Origin of the sequence: Bradyrhizobium sp. B097, assembly GCF_038957035.1 — a bacterium.
Classification (GTDB): domain Bacteria; phylum Pseudomonadota; class Alphaproteobacteria; order Rhizobiales; family Xanthobacteraceae; genus Bradyrhizobium.
On the sequence record NZ_CP152412.1, the window covers coordinates 3,989,201 to 4,005,469 of the forward strand.

Consider the following 16,269-nt stretch of genomic DNA (forward strand, 5'->3'; position numbering starts at 1 on the left):
TACCGATTCGCCCGGCCGGATGATTGCAGAAGCCGTGCCCGATGTCGCCGACGATAGTGTTGCGGGCTGAATGCGACATGAATGTTACGCGTCACAGCTGCGTCAGTGCGCCGCAAGCAAGCTCAGCATTGATTTGAAACATTTCGCACGCGCGAGAGCAGCACACGCCGCCGCGAGGATACAAACTGTATCGGCGAGCGAGACAAGCAAGACAAGGGTTCGCGAATGACCGCGCCGATGCGGACTTCGACGCGCGACGTTACTCGCCCGCGCCGAACAAGGCTGCGAACCGCTTTTCGCCGTTCCGCGAGAAATTGACGACGCGGCTGCCCGGCGTCGTGTCGCGCGCGGCCCACTTCAATTCCGTGAAGCGGCCCATCATCGCGGCGCCCAGCGTGCCGGCGAGGTGGTGCCGCCGCTCGCTCCAGTCGAGGCAGGCCTTGCACACCGGGCGGCGCGGATGCGTCAGCGCATCGGCGTCGATCTGCAGCTCCTCGGCCATGAAGCGCTTGCCTTCGCCGGTGAGCTCGATCGCCTGCTTGCTCTGGCGCACCAGCTTCTGCCGCTTCATGCTGTCGAGCATCTGCACGCCGAGATCGCCGGCGAGATGATCGTAGCAGATGCGGGCGCGGCGCAGCGCCGGATCCTTCGGCCCGGTGCGCACGCGCATATGGCCGGCGCGGGCGGCGATGCCCTGCAGGCCTTCGAGCACATCGGCGACGTCGGGGTCGGAGAGCCGGTAGTAGCGGTGGCGGCCTTGCTTCTCGGGCTCGATCAGGCCGCCGGCCTCGAGCTTGGCGAGATGCGAGCTCGCCGTCTGCGGCGTGATGCCGGCCTCCTGCGCCAGCTCGCTCGCGGTCAGCGCGCGGCCGGTCATCAGCGCGGTCAGCATGTTGCAGCGTGCGGGATCGCCGACCAAAGCGGCGATCCGGGAGATGTCGGGTCCTGCTTTCATAGTTCGATGATAGCCGAAGCATCGAGGTCAGGCAAGGCGGTAGTGTCCATCGTGCCCGTCGCCCGTAAAGACGAAAACACCAGGAGGCCATCAATGACCGTCACCGTCTTCATCCGCTACCAGCTCGATCCGTTCAAGCGCGCGATGTTCGAGGAGTATTCGCGGAACTGGCTCTCGATCATCCCGCGCTGCGGCGGCGATCTGCTCGGCTACTGGATGCCGCACGAGGGCACCAACAACATCGCCTTCGCGCTGATCTCGTTCGAAAGCCTCGCCGCCTACGAGGCCTATCGCGCGCGGCTGCGCCAGGACAGCGAGGGCATGGCGAACTTCAACTTCGCGGAACAAAACCGCTTCATCCTCGCCGAGGAACGAACATTTCTGCGCAAGGTCGAGCTATAGTGGTTCCACAACAACAATGCGCGGAGGCGCCCATGATTGCCGTGATCTTCGAAGTCTGGCCGAAGGCCGAGCACCGGGAGCTCTATTTCGACCTTGCCGCCGAGTTGAAGCCGATCCTGCAGGAGATCGACGGCTTCATCTCGGTCGAGCGGTTCGAGAGCCTGACCGAGAAGGGCAAGTTCGTGTCGCTGTCATTCTTCCGCGACGAGGCTGCGGTCGAAGCCTGGCGCAACACGATCGAGCACCGCCGCACCCAGGCCAAGGGCCGCGCGCGGATCTTCGAGAACTATCGGCTGCGGGTCGCGAGCGTGATGCGTGACTACGGCCTGAACGAACGCGATCAGGCGCCGAAGGACAGCCGCGCGTTGCACGAGCCGAAGCTCTAGCGCGCGCAGATGCGCGTGCCTATCTGTGCGCGGCCAATGACTCTAGGGAGCGACCAATGCCACTGCCAACTGCTGACAAACGAGCCGCCTTCAAGAAGCTGCACGACAGCGGGTGCTTCATCATTCCGAACCCGTTCGATGTCGGCAGCGCCCGCGCATTGCAACATCTCGGCTTCAAGGCGCTGGCCTCGACCAGCGCGGGCTTTGCCTGGACCATCGCCAAGGCGGACAACCGCGTCACCGTCGACGACGTCTGCGATCACCTGACCGCGCTATGTGCGGCGGTCGATATACCCGTCAACGCCGATTTCGAGGGCGGCTTCGCCGTCGAGCCGGACAAGGTTGCGGTCAATGTCGCGCGCGGCGTCAAGACCGGTGTTGCCGGCCTCTCGATCGAGGATTCCACCGGTGATGCGGCCAATCCGCTGTTCGAGCACAAGCTCGCGGTCGAGCGCATCAGGGCGGCGCGCAAGGCCATCGATGCCGACCACAGCGGCGTGCTGCTCACCGGCCGCTGCGAGGCGTTCCTGTGGGGCAAGAAGGACCTCAATCTGGTGATCGAGCGGCTGCAGGCGTATTCGGAAGCCGGGGCGGATGTGTTGTATTCGCCGGGCATCTCGACCAGAGAGGAGATTTCCGCGGTCGTGAAAGCAGTGGCGCCGAAGCCGGTCAATCTTTTGATTGGTGGCGCGTCCGAGTTGACGCTGCAAGCGGTCGGCGACCTCGGCGTGCGGCGGATCAGCGTCGGCGGCGCGCTGGCGCGGATGGCCTGGACCGGCGTCATGAAGGCGGCCAAGGAAATGGCCGAGAAGGGCACCTTCACCGAATTCGCCAACGGCTATCCCGGCGGCGAGCTCAACAAGATGTTCAAGTAGACCTCACGCGCAAAAAGAGCGGCGGGCCGCCTGGGCCCGCCGCTCGCGCCTGGTCAGTGTCGTTACACGTTACTTCGCATTCCCGGCCGGCGGGGCGGCCGGCTTGTTCATGTCCGGCTTGTTCAAGTCAGACGGCGGGGTCGACGGGTTGGCCGGCGCCGCGCCCGTGGTTACGCCGGGCTGGCTGTTCGGCTTCGGCGTCACGTCGCGCATGCCCGGAGGCGGCGCGGCCGGGTTGATCGGCTGCGTCTGCGCGGTCTGTGTCGACGGCGTCGTGCCGGCCTCGTGGACCGACGTGTTGTTCAAGCCGTAGAACAGCGCGCCGAGCACCACGGCCACCGCAACTGCGAACATCGCGACCTTGGTGCTGCTGGTCGATCCTTCCTGGAGTTCCGGATCCGGCTGCAGCTCGTTGTCCAGGCTGTTGAAGCGCGCCTGACGGCGGATTTCGTCATCGGTCAGGTTGGCGCGATACGGATCGTCAGGGTTGTAAGCCATCTCAAAGTTCCTCCGTTAGCCCCCCAAGGCTAAGCGCGTAGGCTAAACGCAGGAGACAATGGCTGGCGCGTGAGGATGTTCCGCGCCAATGTTGCAACCCGTTCATGCTGGAACCGCCGATTCCCAGGGTTCCGAACCTGTTCCATGGGGCCTTTTCAATGTGGACCATGCCGCCCACCGATTCGGTGCTGCACGTGCTCTCGTTCATTGCCGTTGCGGCGCAATCGATGACGGCGGCGCTGGCGGCGGGCAGGCGCAGCATGGATTGGGCCGGCGTCTGCATGCTTGGGGCGATCACCGCGCTCGGCGGCGGCACCATCCGCGACGTGCTGCTCGGGCATTATCCGCTGCTCTGGGTCGCGCATCCGATCTACCTTGCGATCGCGGCGGCGGGCGCATTCGCCACCATTCTGCTGGCGCGGCTGGTGGTCAGGCTCAATCTCGCATTCCTGGTGCTCGATGCGATCGGGCTTGTGGTGTTCACGATGGCCGGCTGCGACGTGGCCTGGCAGGTGGACGCCTCGCTGCCGATCGTGATCGTCGCCGGCATGATCACCGGCTGCGCCGGCGGCGTACTTCGCGACATCCTCTGCAACGAGGTGCCGCTGCTGTTTCGCAGCGAGCTCTACGCCAGCGTCTCGGTGGTGACCGGGCTGTTCTATGCGACCGCGTTCGGACTGAACCTCAACCCACCGGTTTGGACCCTGCTGACCTTCGCCCTCGGCCTGACGTTCCGGATGCTGGCGATCCGCTACAAATGGGAGATGCCGAAATTCGTGTTCAGCGGCGAGGAACGGTGATCCGCTATTTCGCCGTCCGCGCCTTTATTTCGCTGTCCGCGCCTTGGCGACCTCGTCCGCCGTCACGGCCGGTGCCGCATTGCCCCAGGCATTGCGGATATAGGTCGCGACATCGGCGACCTCCTGGTCGGTGAGTTTTGGATAGGCCGGCATCGAGCCTGCGTTCGGCGCGCGCGGCGTGGTCAGGGTCTGCGCGCCGTCGAGGATGATGCGCAGCGTGCTCGCTGGACTAGCCGATTGCAGATTGGCGTTGCCGGGCAGCGGTGGATAGATCCGCGGTGCGCCGGAGCCATCGAGCTCATGGCAGGCGACGCAGGCGCCGCGATAGATGCGCTCGCCGTTGCTCATCTGCATGGGCGAGGGCGGGGTGACTGCTGGCTCCGGCGCGCCGGCCGGCAGGCTCTTCAGATAGACCGCGATCGCGCGCACATCGGCGTCGCTCATCTTCGACGTCGAGTTGACCACCACCTCGGACATCAACGGGCCGGCATGGCTGTGCCCGTTGCGGCCGCTCTGCAGATATTCGGTGATGTCGCCCGCGCTCCAGGATTTCAACCCGCTGCGCGCCGCGCCATCGAGCCTCGGCGCGAACATGCCTTGCACCATGCTGCCGCCGAACGTCTGGTCGCGCCTGTCGGCGCCGAACGCGTTCTTCGGCGTATGGCAGGCGCCGCAATGGGCGAGCGCCTCGACGAGGTAGCGGCCGCGATTCCATTCCGCGCCCTTGCCCTGTTCCGGCTGGATGATGCCCGGCGTGAAGAACAGCGCATTCCAGGCGCGCATCAGGACGCGGTAGCACAGCGGCCAGCGCAGCTGCGGCGGCGGCGCCCTGTTGCTGACTGGCGCCAGCGTCGCGAGATAGGCGCGGATCGCCAGGATGTCGTCACGGATCAGTTTCGTGAGGTAAGGGTAGGGGAACGCGGGATAATAATGCTTCCCGTTCGGCGAGACGCCCATCCGCAGCGCGCGGACGAAATCGTCGTCGCTCCAGCCGCCGATGCCGGTATCGCGGTCGGGCGTCAGGTTCGGCGAGAACACCGCGCCGAATGGCGTGTCGATCCGTTTGCCGCCGGCGAACGGCTTTGCCGGATCGGCCGTATGGCAGCTTGCGCAGTCGCCGGCGATCGTGAGCGCCTTGCCGCGGGCGACGACGTCGTCGGCTGGAGCAGCAGTGCATTCGCCGGCCGCGAACGCGCCGCACAACAGCAGGGGGACCAGAATCGCACCGGTCGTTCGACGTCGTCGCCGCATCCATTCACCTTCCGGTCCACAAGACGCGTTACGCCGTTTCGCCGCGGGCCCATCCTGCGACAGAAACCGAAACGGCCCTGCAATATTCCCGGCACGATATTGCGATTTTTGAGCGACGGGCTTGGTCGCCCAGAATTGTGCTGCGCGGGCCGGAAAATCCGACATAGACTGGTTCTAACAAGTTCGGATGACTAGCTAAAAAGCGGGCGTCGCGACCAGCGCAAAGAGGGCTAAATGGGAATCAACCAAGGGCCTATCAGCCTCGACCAGAAGTACACCCAAGGCACCGGTCACGTCTTCATGACCGGCATCCAGGCGCTGGTCCGCCTGCCCATGGCGCAGATCAGACGCGACCGCGCCGCAGGCCTCAACACGGCAGGCTTCATCTCCGGCTATCGCGGTTCCCCCCTCGGCGGTTACGACCAGCAGCTGTTCGCCGCCCGCAAGCATCTCGAACAATACAACATCAAATTCCAGCCCGGCGTGAACGAGGACCTCGCGGCGACCGCGATCTGGGGCTCGCAGCAGCTCGCTTTGTCGCCCGGCGCCAAATATGATGGCGCGGTCGGCATCTGGTACGGCAAGGGCCCCGGCGTCGACCGCTGCGGCGACGTCTTCCGCCACGGCAATGCGGCGGGCTCCGCCAAGCATGGCGGCGTGCTCTGCCTTGCCGGCGACGACCACGGCGCAAAGTCGTCCACCGTCCCGCATCAGTCCGACCACGCCTTCATCTCCGCGCTGATGCCCTACCTCTACCCCTCCAGCATCCATGAAATGATCGAGATGGGCCTGCTGGGCATCGCGATGTCGCGCTACTCCGGCTGCTGGGTCGGCATGAAAGTGATCACCGAGACGGTCGAGACCACGGCCGAGATCGACCTCACCGACGAGATGACGCCCTTCATCATCCCGGCCGATTTTGAATTGCCGCCGGGCGGGCTGAACATCCGCTGGCCCGACGACCGTTTCGAGCAGGATCGCCGGCTGCAGGACTACAAGGGCTTTGCCGCGATCGCCTTTGCCCGCGCCAACAAGGTCAACCGCATCACCATGGATTCGCCGAACGCACGCTACGGCATCATGGCCTCGGGCAAGAGCTACGAGGACATCCGCCAGGCGCTGCGCGAGCTCGGCATCACGCCGGAGATCGCTGCCAAGATCGGCATCCGCCTCTACAAGATCGGCATGCCCTGGCCGCTGGAGCCGGAAGGCGTGCGCAACTTCGCCGTCGGTCTTGAGGAGATCTTCATAGTCGAGGAGCGCCGCGAGATCGTCGAGAACCAGGTCAAGCAGGAGCTGTTCAACTGGCGCGACGACGTGCGCCCGCGCATCGTCGGCAAGATGGACGATCACGACAAGCGCTTCCTGACCTTCGCCGCCGAGCTCAGCGTGGCCTCGCTTGCGAGCTCGCTCACCGAACGACTGCTTCGACTTAATCTCAATCCCGAAATCGCCGAGATGCTGCGCGCCAAGGCCGACTGGTTCAACGGCCGCCAGTCGTCGCAGATGCAGGCGACGGCTCCCGTCAGCCGCACGCCGTATTTCTGCTCGGGCTGCCCGCACAATACCTCGACCAAGGTGCCGGAAGGCAGCCGCGCACTCGGTGGCATCGGCTGCCACTTCATGGCGCTGTGGATGAACCGCTCGACCGAGACCTTCACCCACATGGGCGGCGAGGGCGTGCCGTGGGTCGGCATCGCGCCGTTCACCAACGAGAACCACATCTTCGCCAATCTCGGCGACGGGACTTACTTCCACTCCGGCATTCTGGCGATCCGCCAGTCGATCGCCTCCAAGGCCAACATCACCTACAAGATCCTCTACAACGACGCCGTGGCCATGACCGGCGGCCAGCACCACGACGGCGATCTGTCGCCGCAGAAGATCACCTTCCAGCTGCACGCCGAAGGCATCCGCGAGATCTACCTGGTCTCGGAAAACCCGGGTTCTTATCCGGCCGACACGATTGCGCCCGGCGTCAAGCTGTTCCATCGCGACGAGCTCGAGAACGTCCAGAAGATGTGCCGCGACACCAAGGGCACGTCGGCGATCGTGTTCGTGCAGACCTGCGCCGCGGAAAAGCGCCGTCGCCGCAAGCGCGGTCTGATGGAGGATCCGGCGCGGCGCGTGCTGATCAATCCGGCGGTCTGCGAAGGCTGCGGCGACTGTTCGGTGCAGTCGAACTGCATCTCGGTCGAGCCGCTGGAGACTGAGCTCGGGCGCAAGCGCACCATCAACCAGTCGACCTGCAACAAGGACTATTCCTGCGTGAAGGGCTTTTGCCCGTCCTTCGTCACGATCGATGGTGGCACCCTCAAGCGTCGCGCGCCGACCGAGCTTGGCGATATCGGCGTCTTGCCGGAGCCGGCCTCGAAGCCCGCGCTCGACCGGCCCTACAATATCGCGGTCGGCGGCGTCGGCGGCACCGGCGTGCTGACGATCGGCGCGCTGCTCGGCATGGCCGCCCATATCGAGGGCAAGGCCTCGATGATCCTCGACATGTCCGGCCTCGCGCAGAAGGGCGGCGCGGTGCTCAGCCATGTTCGGCTCTCCGAGCACACCGCCGACGTGACCTGCTCGCGCATCGTGACCGGCACGGCCGATCTCGTGCTCGCGGCCGACGAAGTCGTCGCGGTATCGAAGGACACCATCTCGCTGTGTGAAGCGAGCCGCACCGTCGGCATCATCAACAGCCACATCATCCCGACCGCGGATTTCATCCTCAACCGCGACTTCAATTTCCAGAGCCGTAAGGTCAACAGCGTGCTGGAGACCGAGCTGCGCAAGGACTCGGCCTTCTTCGACTTCACCAAGCCGGCCGAAGCGCTGCTCGGCGACAGCATCGCCACCAACATCATGATGATGGGCTTTGCCTATCAGCGCGGGCTGCTGCCGCTATCGGCAGAATCGATCCAGCAGGCGATCGAGGTCAACGGCGTCTCGATCAAGATGAATACGCAGGCGTTTCAGCTCGGGCGTCTGGCCGCGGCCGATCCGGCGCGCCTCGCCGCGATGATGAAGGGGCAGGACGACGACGTCGCGCCGGCAAAGTCGCTGGATGCGATGTCGCTCGACGAGATCATCACTCACCGCATGGCACTTCTGACCGGCTATCAGAACGCACGTCTTGCAAAACGCTACCGCAAGCTGGTCGACCAAGTCCGCGAGGCCGCCACCAAGGGCGGCTATGGCGAGGCGCTGCCGCGCGCGGTCGCGATCAACTACGCCAAGCTGCTCGCCTACAAGGACGAGTATGAGGTGGCGCGGCTGTTCACCGACGGCCGGTTCGAGAAGCAGCTGCGCGACCAGTTCGAGGGCGACTTCAAGTTCAACTTCAATCTCGCTCCGCCGATCCTCGGCGGCGGGCTCGATGCGCAGGGCCGCCCAAAGAAGCGCGCCTTCGGGCCGTGGATGATGCCGGTGTTCAAGGTGATGGCGCGATTCCGTTTCCTGCGCGGCACGCCACTCGACATCTTCGGCTACAACGCCGACCGCAAGCTCGAGCGCGATCTGATCGCGGGCTACGAGAAGGATGTCGCGACGGTGCTGACCCTGCTGTCGCCGCTCAATCACGACATCGCGGTCGAACTGCTGTCGCTGCCCGACCGCATCCGCGGCTACGGCCCGGTGAAGGACAAGGCGATCAAGGAGGCGAAGGTTCGCTACGCGCAACTCGCCGCCGACCTCGCCAACCCGCCGCCCGCACCGCGCCAGATGGCTGCGGAGTAGGAGCCACATATCAGCTGCGTAGGGTGGGTAAGCGAAGCGTAATCCACCATCTCGCCCGCACACCGATGCACTGATGGGTCACGACTTGGATATGGATGCGAGTCAGAGGATCGTCACGCAGACACCGCTCACAGAACTCTGGGACAACAGCGGGCTGGTGAGCGCGCGTCGCATAGAGCCGATAGGTGAGGCCGAAATTGTTCGGCTTCTGCGCGATGGTTCGGTTTTGGTGGTCGCCGACGTAGGTCTTCCGCTGTGCTGGATAGCTGCGGATGATCGCTTCGCGTTTTGGAAGAATGAAGTGAAGCGTCGTCTGGCGGAACCAAACGCGGATCGCATCGACCTCCGCGATTATCCGGCCAACTACTGCTATGCGGCATCGATGTGGTCATGCGCGTCGCTTGGCACGGTGATCGTTCTGGAAAAGCATCATTAGCCTATCGGCAAACGCTACATATTCAGTGTCGTCCCGGGCAAGCGAAGCGCGACCCGGGACCCATAACCACCGCATTTCATTGTTGGGCGATGCTGGGGCCACAGCCTTATCTCGCAACGCAGCCTGTGGTTATGGGTCCCTGCTTTCGCAGGGACGACGATTGAGTTGCGGACGCAGTCTCGCCTGACGGAATATTTCCGCGCTTGCCAAGGTCGCGCCGTCGGTTCAGAAAAACGCTGGAGCGAGAAACGCCAGCGGAGAGCGATTTGACCATCAAGGGCAAGGCCTACATTGCCGGGATCTACGAGCATCCCACCCGGCATGCACCCGATAAATCAACAGCACAGCTGCACGCCGAGGTCGCCAAGGGTGCGATCGAGGATGCCGGGCTCACCAAGGACGACATCGACGGCTATTTCTGCGCCGGCGACGCGCCGGGCGGGCTGTGGCCGATGGTCGATTATCTCGGCCTCAACACCAAGAAGCTGCGTCACGTCGACTCCACCGAGACCGGTGGCTGTTCCTATCTGATCCATCTCGGCCACGCCGCCGAGGCGATCGCCGCGGGCAAATGCTCGGTCGCGCTGATTACGCTGGCAGGCAAGCCGCGCACCGGCCCGATGCCGCCGCGCGCCTCCGGCGCCGAGGCCGACTTCGAACTGGCTTACGGGGCTACCACGCACAATGCCTATGGCATGTGTGCCATGCGCCATATGCACGACTATGGCACCACCTCCGAGCAGCTCGCCTGGATCAAGGTCGCGGCCTCGCATCACGCGCAATACAATCCGCATGCGATGCTGAAGGAGGTCGTCACCGTCGAGGACGTCTTGAACTCGCCGATGATCTCGGACCCGCTGCACCGGATGGACTGCTGCGTCGTCACCGACGGCGGCGGCGCGATGATCGTGACCACGCCGGAGATCGCCAAGAGGCTGAAGAAGCCGCTGGTGCGCCTGATCGGCCATGGCGAGGCGATGAAGGGCCCGCGCGGCGGCAAGGATATCGATCTGACATACTCCGCCGGCGTGTGGTCCGGCCCGCGTGCTTTTGAGGAAGCGGGCGTGACACCGAAGGACATCAAATACGCCTCGATCTATGACAGCTTCACCATCACGGTGCTGATGCAGCTCGAGGACCTCGGCTTCTGCAAGAAAGGCGAGGGCGGCAAGTTCGTCGCCGACGGCAATCTGATCTCGGGCGTCGGCAAGCTGCCGTTCAACACCGACGGCGGCGGCCTGTGCAGCAACCATCCCGTCAATCGCGGCGGCATGACGAAGATCCTCGAGGCGGTGCGCCAGTTGCGCGGCGAGGCGCATCCGAAGGTGCAGGTGCAGAACTGCGACCTCGCGATCGCCCACGGCACCGGCGGTCTGCTCGGCGTTCGCCACGCCGCCTCAACCTGCATTCTGGAGCGTGCGTGATGTCTGAAGCCAAGAAGTACAATGCCCCGGTGACCAACCCGGAGACCGCGCCGTTCTGGGAAGCGGCGAAGGCGGGCAAGTTCATGATCAAGCGCTGCACCACCTGCGGCGAGGCGCATTACTTCCCGCGCGCGATCTGCCCGTTCTGCTTCTCCGACAAGACGGTGTGGGAGGAGTCGAGCGGCGAGGCCACGGTGTACACCTACAGCCTGATGCGGAAGTCGCCGACCGGTCCGTATGCGATCGCCTATGTGACGCTGAAGGAAGGTCCGTCGCTGCAGACCAACATCGTCGATTGCGATCTGGAGCAGGTGAAGATCGGCCAGAAGGTTAAGGTGGTGTGGAAGCCGACCGACGGCGCGCCGCTGCCGTTCTTCACGCCGGCCTAAGAAGTACCTTCCCCCCTTGCGGGGGAAGGTGGCAGCCGAGGGCTGCCGGAAGAGGGGTGTCTCTCCACGAACAAAGTCGTTCCGCGGACGCAACCCCTCTCCCAAGTGAGTTTGTTGCGCGACCGGCGCAGCCCTCTCCCGCAAGGGGAGAGGGCGCAATAACCGGCAGCGCCGAAGAAACAACGGTTCGGGGAGAAAACAACAATGCCAATCGTGTACGAACAGCTGATGGCCCTGAAGAACCTCGGCCAGAAATACAGCTACAGCGATCGCGACGTGATGCTCTATGCCTATGGCATCGGCCTCGGCGCCGATCCGATGGACGAGAACGAGCTCGCCTTCGTCAATGAGGGCGTGCTGACGCCGCGTCCGCTCAAGGTGGTGCCGACCTTCGCGTCGGTCGCGGCCTGGGGCGCCGGTCCCGGCGAGATGAATCTCAACCGCGTGATGGTGGTCGACGGCGAGCGCGACATTACCTTCCACAAGCCGTTCGCGACCGCAGCCCACATCACGGCCGACTCGACCGTGCTCGACGTGTTCGACAAGGGCAAGGACAAGGGCGCGGTGATCCGCCACCAGACCGTGCTGAAAGACGAGAAGGGCGACAAACTCGCCACGCTGGTCGCCTCGCGCTTCGCCCGCGGCGATGGCGGCTTCGGCGGCCCGTCGGACGGCCAGCCCGAGCCGCACAAGGTGCCGGAGCGCGCGCCGGACAAGGCGGTCGACATCTCGACGCGGCCCGACCAGGCGCTGATCTACCGGCTCTGCGGCGACCGCAACCCGCTGCACTCCGATCCGGAATTTGCGAAGAAAGCCGGCTTCCCGCGGCCGATCCTGCACGGCATGTGCACCTACGGCATCACCTGCCGCGGCGTGCTCCAGACCTACGCCGATTACGATCCGTCCGCCTTCAAGCAGCACGTGGCGCGGTTCTCCTCGCCGGTGTTTCCTGGCGAGACCGTGACGATGGAGCTGTGGAAGGACGGCAACGTGGTGTCGTTCGAAGCCAAGGTGAAGTCGCGCGGCGTCACCGTGATCAAGAGCGGCAAGACGGTGCTGGCCTAAGCGGCGCGGGTGATGCTCTCCCTCGCCCCGCTCTTGCGGGGAGAGGGTTGGGGTGAGGGGCTCTCACCGCGAACTGTGACCATGGTGAGACCTGTACCCCCTCACCCGGATCGCAAGGGCGATCCGACCTCTCCCCGCAGGCGGGGAGAGGTGAAGAAAGAACAACAACGGAGAAACGACCATGGGATTACTCGACGGCAAGGTGGCGCTGATTACGGGCGCGGGCGGCGGATTGGGTGAAGCCTACGCGAAGCTGTTCGCGCGTGAGGGCGCGGCCGTGGTGGTCAACGACCTCGGCGGCCCGCGCGACGGCTCGGGCTCCGACAAGTCGATGGCCGACAAGGTGGTCGATGCGATCAAGGCCGAGGGCGGCCGCGCGGTCGCCAACGGCGCCGACATCTCGACGCTAGCCGGCGGCCAATCGGTGTTCGACGATGCCATCAAGCATTTCGGCCGCGCCGACATCCTGGTCAACAATGCCGGCATCCTGCTCGACGAGACCTTCCACAAGGCCAAGGAAGCCAACTGGGACAGGGTGATGAAGGTGCACCTGAAGGGCACCTTCTGCTGCACCCAGCCGGTGTTCAAATGGATGCGCGACAATGGCGGCGGTGTCATCGTCAACACCTCCTCGACTTCAGGTCTGATCGGCAATTTCGGCCAGACCAATTACGGCGCGGCCAAGGGCGGCATCTGGGGCCTCTCCAACGTGTTGGCGATCGAGGGCCGCAAGTACAACATCCGGATCTGGACGCTGGCGCCGGGCGCGCTGACCCGCATGACCGCGGACCTGCCGCGCTACAAGGAGAACCCGGGTGCGGCGCTGGGGCCGGACGGCATCGCGCCGGCCGTGCTCTACATGGTCAGCGATTTGTCGGGCGACCAGACCGGCAAGGTTCTCGGCGTCTCGGGCCCGCGCGGCGTCCGCGAAATGCGGATGATGGAAATGGAGGGCTGGAAGCCGCCCTTTACCGGCTGGAAAGCCGAGGACATCGCCACCCACGCCAAGGAGATCTTCTTCTCCGAGGAACAGATCAAGATGGGCGCGCGGCGGATCTGACCGTACGTCATTCCGGGGCACGCGAAGCGTGAGCCCGGAATCCATACCCCCGATCGTGGTTATGGATTCCCCGATGCGCAATTGCGCATCTGTGGCCTGCGCCAAGTGGCGCATCCCGGAATGACGCTGTATAGAGGCGGAAACAGATGAGGCACAAATGACCAAACTCACCGCCCAGGCCGCAGGAACCTTTGCAATCGCGCCGACCCCGTTCCACGACGACGGCCGCATCGACGAGGCATCGATCGACCGGCTGACCGATTTCTACACCGAGGTCGGTTGCGACGGCGTCACCGTGCTGGGCATTCTGGGCGAGGCACCAAAGCTCGATGCAGCCGAGGCAGAGCAGGTCGCGCTGCGCTTCGTCAAGCGCGCCAAGAAGCTGCAGGTGATTGTCGGCGTCTCGGCGCCGGGCTTTGCCACGATGCGCTCGCTGGCTAAGAAGTCGATGGATGCGGGCGCCGCCGGCGTCATGATCGCGCCACCGCCGCACCTGCGCACCGACGACCAGATCGTCGGCTATTTCAAGCAGGCGCAGGAAGCGATCGGCGACGATATTCCCTGGGTGCTGCAGGACTACCCGTTGACGCTCACCGTCGTGTTCACGCCCGCCGTGATCCGCAAGATCGTGATGGATTCGCCGTCCTGCGTGATGCTCAAGCACGAGGACTGGCCGGGCCTGGACAAGATCTCCACCTTGCGCAACTTCCAGAAGGACGGCTCGCTGCGGCCGCTGTCGATCCTGGTCGGCAATGGCGGGCTGTTCCTCGATTTCGAGATGGAGCGCGGCGCCGACGGCGCGATGACCGGCTATGCCTTCCCCGAGCTCCTGATCGACGTCGTCAATTTGTCGAAGGCCGGAAAACGCGATGCCGCGCATGATCTGTTCGACGCGCATCTGCCGCTGATCCGCTACGAGCAGCAGCCGGGCGTTGGTCTCACCGTGCGCAAATACGTGCTGCAGAAGCGCGGCATCATCTCCTCCAGCGCCCAGCGCAAGCCCGGTGCGGTCATCACGCCGCAGGCGAGGGCGGAGGTCGACTATCTGCTCTCCCGCGTGGCGCGCGTCGACCGTCGCGCCAATCTGCAACCGCAATCCAGTGCAGCAGGATAATTATGACCGAGATCGTTGCCGCGCGCCTTGCGTCCACCGTTTTACTGTTGCGTGACGGAACGCCGTCAGGCGAAATCGAAGTCTTCATGATGGTCCGCCATCACCAGATCGAGTTCAACTCGGGTGCGCTGGTGTTTCCGGGCGGCAGCGTCGACAAGAACGACAAGGAGATCGCCGCCGATCCCGCGCTCTATTCGGGCGGGGGAGGGCTCGACGGCGACGCGCTCGGTTTCCGCATCGCGGCGATCCGCGAGACCTTCGAGGAGAGCGGGATTCTCTTGGCACGGCCTCAGGGATCGAAAGATCTGGTCGACGCGAAGCGCGCGAACGACATCGCGACCGCGCATCGTGCGGCGCTGAACGAAGGCAAGATCAGCTTCCTCAAGGTGCTCACGGACAACGGCATGGTGCTCGCGCTCGACGAGCTCGTGCCCTATGCGCACTGGATCACGCCGGAAGGCATGCCGAAGCGCTTCGACACCTGGTTCTTCCTGGCCGCCGCGCCGCCCGAGCAGCTCGGCGCCCATGACGGCAAGGAATCGACCGACTCGATCTGGGTGTCGACGCGTGAGGCGCTGGAGGGCGGTGAGACCGGCCGCTTCAAGCTGCCATTCCCGACCACGCGCAATCTGGTCAGGCTCGGCAAGCAGCCGAACGTCGGCGCCGCACTCGCCGACAGCAAGGGCAAGCCGATCGTCGCCGTGATGCCCGTGATGACCAAGACCGCGACTGGCCGCCAGCTCCGCATCCCCAAGGAAGCGGGCTACGACGGCGAGGTGTTCGACGTCGGCGCGATGGGCTGAGCTCCCGCGGATCCGAGCCACGATACTTCGGCGGGCATCGAAATATAGCCACCAGAAGCCCGCTATAACCACGTCAATCACCGCGCTGGGCGAACGGCCCGGCGCAAAGGAACCGACGTGGCAACATCTCTCGACGCGGCAATATCTCTCGAAGCCCACCTGACGATGCCCGGCAGCGATGACACGCTGTTGTTGCGGCACTGGCCGGGCGCGGGCGATCCGGTGCTGTACGTTCACGGCGCGACGTTTCCCTTAGCGCTGTCGGTCGGCTATCGCTTTGGCAGGCGATCCTGGGCGGACGATCTCAACGCCGCGGGCTTCGACGTCTGGGGTTTCGATTTCATCGGCTTCGGCGGCTCGAGCAGGTCGCGGCAGATGTCGATGCCCGCGAGCGGGGTCCTGCCGCTCGGTCGTGCGCCGGAGGCCGCCAATCAGGTCGGTGCGGTGGTCGATCACATCCGCAAGGTGCGTGCCGGTGCGCCGGTTCATATAGTCGCGCATTCATGGGGCACGATGGCGGCCGGCCGTTTTGCAGCCGATCGCCCGGATGCGGTCGGCCGGCTCGTGCTGTTCGCGCCGATCGTCCGGCGCGAGCTGGAGGGGCTGCCACGCCCCGAGAGCATCGGTGCATGGCGCGAGGTCTCCATCGCGGATCAATTGAAACGATTTGTCGAGGACGTCCCGCCGTCGCATCCGCCGGTGCTGATCGAGCCTGACCTCGCCGAGTGGGGGCCGGCCTATCTGGCAAGCGATGCCGGCGCGACCGGACGCAACCCGCCGGCGGTCCGGATTCCAAACGGGCCGCAGGCCGACATCATTGCCGCGATGTCGGGGCAGCTTCCCTACGACCCGCGCCGCGTCCAGGCGCCGACGCTGATCGTCCGCGGGGAATGGGACAACCTTTGCCAGGATGCCGACGCAGCCTGGCTGACACATGCGCTGGGCGCCTCGCAGAAGGCCGATGTCGTCGTGCCGAGCGCAACGCATTTGATGCATCTTGAGCACGGACGCGAAGGCTTGTTTGCGGCGACCACCGCGTGGCTTGCAAGGAGTGCGTCGTGAGCGGCCCCGCGACCGGCGAC

General features: G+C 64.9%; 16 protein-coding genes. 13 read left to right on the forward strand and 3 right to left on the reverse strand.

What is annotated here, in order from left to right; genetic code table 11:
- Positions 1-259 precede the first annotated feature (259 nt).
- A complete protein-coding gene (locus tag AAFG07_RS18645) occupies positions 260-955 on the reverse strand; it encodes a metalloregulator ArsR/SmtB family transcription factor (RefSeq protein WP_342728520.1) in 696 nt (231 codons plus the stop codon).
- Positions 956-1,048: 93 nt separating this feature from the next.
- Here AAFG07_RS18645 and AAFG07_RS18650 point away from each other — a divergent pair, with 93 nt between their 5' ends.
- From AAFG07_RS18650 to AAFG07_RS18660, 3 genes are read left to right on the forward strand one after another with little or no spacing between them, the layout of a single operon-like run.
- The gene (locus AAFG07_RS18650; RefSeq protein ID WP_229167744.1) at positions 1,049-1,357 is read left to right on the forward strand and encodes an NIPSNAP family protein; all 309 of its coding nucleotides are present in this window, start codon (positions 1,049-1,051) and stop codon (positions 1,355-1,357) included.
- Between the two features lie 32 nt (positions 1,358-1,389).
- Positions 1,390-1,743, forward strand: coding sequence for an antibiotic biosynthesis monooxygenase (locus AAFG07_RS18655; RefSeq protein ID WP_342728521.1), 354 nt, complete (start codon positions 1,390-1,392; stop codon positions 1,741-1,743).
- Positions 1,744-1,799: 56 nt separating this feature from the next.
- Complete coding sequence (locus tag AAFG07_RS18660; protein ID WP_342728522.1) at positions 1,800-2,618, forward strand: isocitrate lyase/phosphoenolpyruvate mutase family protein; 819 nt, start codon at positions 1,800-1,802, stop codon at positions 2,616-2,618.
- 69 nt (positions 2,619-2,687) lie between these two features.
- Here the strand turns inward: AAFG07_RS18660 and AAFG07_RS18665 are convergent, their stop codons facing one another.
- Positions 2,688-3,116, reverse strand: a complete 429-nt coding sequence (locus tag AAFG07_RS18665; RefSeq protein WP_342728523.1) for a hypothetical protein — start codon at positions 3,114-3,116, stop codon at positions 2,688-2,690.
- A gap of 158 nt (positions 3,117-3,274) precedes the next feature.
- On the opposite strand from AAFG07_RS18665, the gene AAFG07_RS18670 reads away from it, so the two are divergent.
- Complete coding sequence (locus tag AAFG07_RS18670) at positions 3,275-3,916, forward strand: trimeric intracellular cation channel family protein (protein ID WP_342728524.1); 642 nt, start codon at positions 3,275-3,277, stop codon at positions 3,914-3,916.
- Between the two features lie 24 nt (positions 3,917-3,940).
- Here AAFG07_RS18670 and AAFG07_RS18675 read toward each other — a convergent pair whose 3' ends face one another.
- Positions 3,941-5,167: a cytochrome c gene (locus tag AAFG07_RS18675; protein WP_342728525.1), complete on the reverse strand. Its 1,227-nt coding sequence runs from the start codon at positions 5,165-5,167 to the stop codon at positions 3,941-3,943.
- Between the two features lie 234 nt (positions 5,168-5,401).
- Here AAFG07_RS18675 and AAFG07_RS18680 point away from each other — a divergent pair, with 234 nt between their 5' ends.
- The 9 genes from AAFG07_RS18680 to AAFG07_RS18720 all read left to right on the forward strand — a co-directional run bounded on the left by AAFG07_RS18680 (position 5,402) and on the right by AAFG07_RS18720 (position 16,249).
- A complete protein-coding gene (locus AAFG07_RS18680) occupies positions 5,402-8,896 on the forward strand; it encodes an indolepyruvate ferredoxin oxidoreductase family protein (protein WP_342728526.1) in 3,495 nt (1,164 codons plus the stop codon).
- Between the two features lie 73 nt (positions 8,897-8,969).
- Positions 8,970-9,332, forward strand: a complete 363-nt coding sequence (locus tag AAFG07_RS18685; RefSeq protein ID WP_342728527.1) for a hypothetical protein — start codon at positions 8,970-8,972, stop codon at positions 9,330-9,332.
- 266 nt (positions 9,333-9,598) lie between these two features.
- The gene (locus AAFG07_RS18690; RefSeq protein ID WP_342728528.1) at positions 9,599-10,756 is read left to right on the forward strand and encodes a thiolase domain-containing protein; all 1,158 of its coding nucleotides are present in this window, start codon (positions 9,599-9,601) and stop codon (positions 10,754-10,756) included.
- A complete protein-coding gene (locus AAFG07_RS18695; RefSeq protein ID WP_194460885.1) occupies positions 10,756-11,145 on the forward strand; it encodes a Zn-ribbon domain-containing OB-fold protein in 390 nt (129 codons plus the stop codon). The genes AAFG07_RS18690 and AAFG07_RS18695 overlap by 1 nt, the downstream gene beginning before the upstream one ends.
- A 204-nt stretch (positions 11,146-11,349) precedes the next feature.
- Complete coding sequence (locus AAFG07_RS18700; protein WP_342728529.1) at positions 11,350-12,210, forward strand: MaoC/PaaZ C-terminal domain-containing protein; 861 nt, start codon at positions 11,350-11,352, stop codon at positions 12,208-12,210.
- 181 nt (positions 12,211-12,391) lie between these two features.
- On the forward strand, positions 12,392-13,270 hold the full coding sequence (locus tag AAFG07_RS18705; RefSeq protein WP_342728530.1) for an SDR family oxidoreductase: 879 nt from the start codon (positions 12,392-12,394) through the stop codon (positions 13,268-13,270).
- 157 nt (positions 13,271-13,427) lie between these two features.
- On the forward strand, positions 13,428-14,384 hold the full coding sequence (locus AAFG07_RS18710) for a dihydrodipicolinate synthase family protein (RefSeq protein ID WP_342728531.1): 957 nt from the start codon (positions 13,428-13,430) through the stop codon (positions 14,382-14,384).
- 2 nt (positions 14,385-14,386) lie between these two features.
- Positions 14,387-15,187: an NUDIX hydrolase gene (locus tag AAFG07_RS18715; RefSeq protein ID WP_342728532.1), complete on the forward strand. Its 801-nt coding sequence runs from the start codon at positions 14,387-14,389 to the stop codon at positions 15,185-15,187.
- Between the two features lie 117 nt (positions 15,188-15,304).
- Positions 15,305-16,249: an alpha/beta fold hydrolase gene (locus AAFG07_RS18720; protein ID WP_342728533.1), complete on the forward strand. Its 945-nt coding sequence runs from the start codon at positions 15,305-15,307 to the stop codon at positions 16,247-16,249.
- Positions 16,250-16,269 lie beyond the last annotated feature (20 nt).

Coding starts and splice junctions, on each gene's coding strand:
- AAFG07_RS18715 (WP_342728532.1), top strand. CDS start 14,387: ATGACCGAGATCGTTGCCGCGCGCCTTGCGTCCACCGTTTTACTGTTG.
- AAFG07_RS18680 (WP_342728526.1), top strand. CDS start 5,402: ATGGGAATCAACCAAGGGCCTATCAGCCTCGACCAGAAGTACACCCAA.
- AAFG07_RS18670 (WP_342728524.1), top strand. CDS start 3,275: ATGTGGACCATGCCGCCCACCGATTCGGTGCTGCACGTGCTCTCGTTC.
- AAFG07_RS18665 (WP_342728523.1), bottom strand. CDS start 3,116: ATGGCTTACAACCCTGACGATCCGTATCGCGCCAACCTGACCGATGAC.
- AAFG07_RS18695 (WP_194460885.1), top strand. CDS start 10,756: ATGTCTGAAGCCAAGAAGTACAATGCCCCGGTGACCAACCCGGAGACC.
- AAFG07_RS18645 (WP_342728520.1), bottom strand. CDS start 955: ATGAAAGCAGGACCCGACATCTCCCGGATCGCCGCTTTGGTCGGCGAT.
- AAFG07_RS18660 (WP_342728522.1), top strand. CDS start 1,800: ATGCCACTGCCAACTGCTGACAAACGAGCCGCCTTCAAGAAGCTGCAC.
- AAFG07_RS18655 (WP_342728521.1), top strand. CDS start 1,390: ATGATTGCCGTGATCTTCGAAGTCTGGCCGAAGGCCGAGCACCGGGAG.
- AAFG07_RS18675 (WP_342728525.1), bottom strand. CDS start 5,167: ATGCGGCGACGACGTCGAACGACCGGTGCGATTCTGGTCCCCCTGCTG.
- AAFG07_RS18705 (WP_342728530.1), top strand. CDS start 12,392: ATGGGATTACTCGACGGCAAGGTGGCGCTGATTACGGGCGCGGGCGGC.
- AAFG07_RS18700 (WP_342728529.1), top strand. CDS start 11,350: ATGCCAATCGTGTACGAACAGCTGATGGCCCTGAAGAACCTCGGCCAG.
- AAFG07_RS18685 (WP_342728527.1), top strand. CDS start 8,970: ATGGGTCACGACTTGGATATGGATGCGAGTCAGAGGATCGTCACGCAG.
- AAFG07_RS18710 (WP_342728531.1), top strand. CDS start 13,428: ATGACCAAACTCACCGCCCAGGCCGCAGGAACCTTTGCAATCGCGCCG.
- AAFG07_RS18650 (WP_229167744.1), top strand. CDS start 1,049: ATGACCGTCACCGTCTTCATCCGCTACCAGCTCGATCCGTTCAAGCGC.